Origin of the sequence: Evansella clarkii (assembly GCF_002019695.1) — a bacterium.
In the GTDB taxonomy this organism is placed as follows: domain Bacteria; phylum Bacillota; class Bacilli; order Bacillales; family Salisediminibacteriaceae; genus Evansella; species Evansella clarkii.
In genome coordinates this window covers 3,660,408-3,664,271 of record NZ_KV917376.1, presented here as the reverse complement: position 1 = coordinate 3,664,271, position 3,864 = coordinate 3,660,408, and the positions used below count along the sequence as shown (strand labels likewise).

3 protein-coding genes are annotated in these 3,864 nt (G+C 43.7%); 1 reads left to right on the top strand and 2 read right to left on the bottom strand.

Annotation, left to right across the window (positions count from 1 at the left end; genetic code table 11):
* A partial coding sequence (locus BK582_RS17125) for a transposase (RefSeq protein WP_169911276.1) occupies window positions 1–297 on the top strand: 297 nt, incomplete at its 5' end.
* A gap of 137 nt (window positions 298–434) precedes the next feature.
* On the opposite strand, the gene BK582_RS17120 is transcribed toward BK582_RS17125, so the two are convergent.
* Both BK582_RS17120 and BK582_RS17115 read right to left on the bottom strand, forming a co-directional pair.
* On the bottom strand, window positions 435–2,873 hold the full coding sequence (locus BK582_RS17120; protein WP_078596206.1) for a M64 family metallopeptidase: 2,439 nt from the start codon (window positions 2,871–2,873) through the stop codon (window positions 435–437).
* 512 nt (window positions 2,874–3,385) lie between these two features.
* A partial coding sequence (locus BK582_RS17115; protein ID WP_218190737.1) for a putative signal transducing protein occupies window positions 3,386–3,864 on the bottom strand: 479 nt, incomplete at its 5' end.

Here is a 3,864-nt window from a genome sequence, read left to right as displayed (position 1 = left end):
AAAGATACGAAAACGATTAGTGTGTCCATGAAGAATCAGGAACAGCGAAGGCAGGTTCGGGAACGACTTCAGACAGAAACTGGCAGTCAGCTTTACCGGCGAAGGAAGTGTGACGTAGAGCCGGTTTTTGGCCAAATTAAATATAACCGGGGCTTTAATCGGTTCTATCTGAGAGGCCTTTCCAAAACGACGCTGGAATGGGGTCTTCTTTGTATTGCCCATAACTTTCTAAAATGGGAAACACATCTAAAGTTCAAGGGCCAAAAAGAAACAAAAAGAGAGCCGAAGGCAGGATAAGAGGCCTTCGACTTTCGAAAATCAACCAAAAACAGCTTTACAAAAAAGAGGCTGTCCTTTAAAGGTCGCAATTTAGCGACCTTTTGGGACAGCCTCCCAGCCACTCCAGTTAAATAATGCGTCCTGTAAAAACCATCTTACAATCCGCCACAATCACCGCTTTGTTTTCCACTTATATTGTTTGAAGCACCGAAGTCGGTTACTGTTGCATTGTTTCCAGTACATGTGAGCTTGCCGCTGATGTCGTTACCGGAAAGAATCGGGCCATATTCTCCATACTGTTCATTAGCAGAAATCTGATTGTTTTGAGATAAAGTTAATCCGCCATTAAACGAATTTCCTGCTAAAGTAATATTACTTGATGTGCCAGTTATTGCTGAATTACCGTTAACAGTTGTTCCAAACAGCTGGATAACCTCTCCGCCTGAGGTCTTGATACCTCCGTTAATGGAACTGTCAAAGGCGATAAGAGAAGCTCCATTTTCCACTGTTAGTCCGCCACGCACCTGCGCACTGTCTAAGCAGGTAACACCTTCCTTTACAGTGAGTCCGCCATTAATGTTTCCTGACAGAGTGTCCGTACATTCAGGAAGGTCTCCTGGAAGTACAGTGGCCTGGAATTCTTCCGCATCTCCGATATTACCTGTGGCATCGATTGCACGGTGTTCAATGGTGTGAGTGCCAAAACCAGGGATAAATGGACCATATGGGTCGTCCTCTGTATATGTTCTTTCAAAAGTTGCGATAGAGAGCCCGAAGCTGCCAAGGTTGCCGTAAGTGAGTTCCTTTACGTCAGTACCAGAATGTGCAAATGTAAATGGTGTACCTTCCGGCTCATCAGGGAAGCCGAAATAGTTAAACCAACCTTGTCCATTGAGGCGAAGCTCGCCAACGACAAATCCTGGCTGGTCGTCTTGAGGGTCAAGAAACATGTCAAACTCATTGAAGTAGATATTATGCTCCTCATCGCCTGAAAGAGAAGTGAGTGGGTCTGATAAAGTTCTTGGCGCCGTTGGAAGACCGTTATCAACAATCCAGGTGATAGAATCTGAATCATCACTAAAACCTGGGTCAGTGACTGTTACCGTAAGTTCAGAAGCTCCATCCGGGAGGTCAAGTGCACTTAAATCCAGTAGTCGGCTGTTATCAGGATTAGGCAATTCTTCTCCGTTCAGCTCCCATGTTACGGTTAACATGCGATCATTCGGGTTAGGTGTCTGAACAAAAGCAATTTCATCATAAGCTAACGCATTTTCCTGGGAAGACGAATTAGTGAATTTCACCTCAACATCAATTTCAGGCAGTGCTTCACCAATTATCCATTCCCTTATCTGAGTCATTCTCGGACCATCAAGATGCTGAGGATCACGGACAAACTCGGTTCGGTCCTGGACAGTAACCTTGATTTCGTCACCTTGCTCCACACTTAATGCCGAAAGGGCAAGATAACGGCTGTTATTCGTGTTATTTACAGCTTCACCGTTAATTTCCCAAGTCACATCGAGCATATGGAACCTTGGGTGCATCGTTTCTACCCATAGTACGTCACTTTCTCCGACTTCCCCTTCAGGAGTGGAAGAAACAGGCATTTCACCAGCGTTACGCATACCTGTAATCCGGTGTACCATGTGTTCCCGGCTGACCTGGTCAAAATAAAAGCCTGTATGTCTCATCATGGAATGCAGACTTGGTCTCCAGACGTTTGAACCGTTGTATAGTCCGCTTTCGTAACCGTCCGGGTCTGCTGCACGAATGATACCGCCAGATTCGCTTTCTTCTCCTAACCAGCGCCACCATTTTGCTTCTCTTTGAATCATTTCTTCTGAAGTCATACGTGTGTGGTGAATGGAATTTGGCTCAGAGTTCGGATGAGGTGCACCTGGAACCCCGCGGTCTCTATAAGCATATTCATCCTGCAAATTACCGAGTGAATGGCCGAGTTCGTGAAGTGAAACTAATGGGCCTTGAGGACTTCCGGCAGAAGTTGTTGCGTGAACTCCGCCGATACCGCCATAAGTAAACGTGTTCGCGAGTGCTAATGTCTGGATGTTTTGGGCGTTAGGGGAGAGCCCAAGTGCTGGTGCTACATGGTTCGCAAGAATTTCATTTCTAGCCTGCGCACCACCGGATCCATACGTAATTCCTCTTGCTAAGGCATCCGCTGGACATTGATTTGCATATTGCAGATTATAAACTGTATCCATGCGCACATTTCCGTCATCAGGATCACAGCTTATTCCGGAATCCACGGATGGAGTCTCCACTACGTAAACATTAAAATAGTTTCGGTAGCTTCGGAAAGGTTCCACACTCCACTGCACATTTTGATTTCGGTCAACATCTGCGTGGAACTTGTCCATTTCCTCGGCAGTATAACCGTCACCTAAAAGGATTAAATTAAGTCTCTCCTCAGGTGGTCCAGTGATTTGCAACGGAACAACATTCACATCCCCAGGCTGCAAATCAGTTGACTCGTTTGTCTGCTTGACTGAATCGTCTGCTGAAAAAACCATTCCTGAAACAAACAGTGATAAAACCAGAATCAGAGTAAAGATAGTAGGTTTTTTTCTTAACATTTCATCACCCTTTTGACTAGTAATCACAAGAACCCTTGTGTCATATGAAATTTTTCCATATCATGAAGAGTGCGTCAATTAATTATGTGAAAATTAAATAAATTTAGAATATTATACTATAGTTTTTTGTCAGTTTTTGCGTTAACATAGTCCATTAGTGTTGGACATCCGAGAGAATAGGACAGGAAGGCAGGAACCAGTATGCTTGGATGAGACTTTTAAGGTATGTAGTGAGGGGAAGCTGCCGCGTAAATAAATAAACGGATAAATTCCGGTTAATTAGTATTTTTTAATAAAAAACCAAAAAATAGGCGGAGAAATTCCGCCTATCGACTCCAAAAAGTCGAAAATGGGGGGTTTTTATCAGTATAACCGGAAACCTTCCCCTTATTTATACTCAAACGTGGGCCCAAACAACAGATAACCGGATATTCTCCGGTTATTTTAATTTAAATGTTGATTTCCATCCCACAAAAAAGCTGCACCTTCGGAGGAAGTGCAGCTTTTAATAATTACCTAGTAAACAAACTCCCGAGCAACCCCATACTGATAAAAATAATGATGAATACCTTCCATGACAAGCTAAGTTTTTTTCCGCCGGCAGATTTTTCTTTTTCACTGCTGTTCCCATTAAGAGAAGCAAAATCTATCAGCTCTTTCGCTTCTTCCAGCCTGTTCTTATCCGCGTATATATCAATGCCATAGCTTGTGTCTCCCATGTAAACAGTTAAGTAGCCGCCTGCTTCCCGGTACTTTCTCATCGTTTTGATGCCGTTAGATTCGAGAAAAGAAGTCAGCATATTCGCTTCAATTTCACTGGAAGCGGTGACGAGAAACTCAGTCTCTACAAACTCCATTTCCGGGTCACTTTCCTCCGCTGATTCCTCCTCCGTAAGCATAACATCACAATCGGAACATTTTTCTCTTTTATTTAAAAATTCTGAACCACATTTCGGACACCACCGCATAATATCACCCTCTTTCTTTTCGA

Bases quoted from the DNA above. Each gene is read 5' to 3' on its own strand.
- BK582_RS17120 (WP_078596206.1), bottom strand. From the start codon at position 2,873: ATGTTAAGAAAAAAACCTACTATCTTTACTCTGATTCTGGTTTTATCA.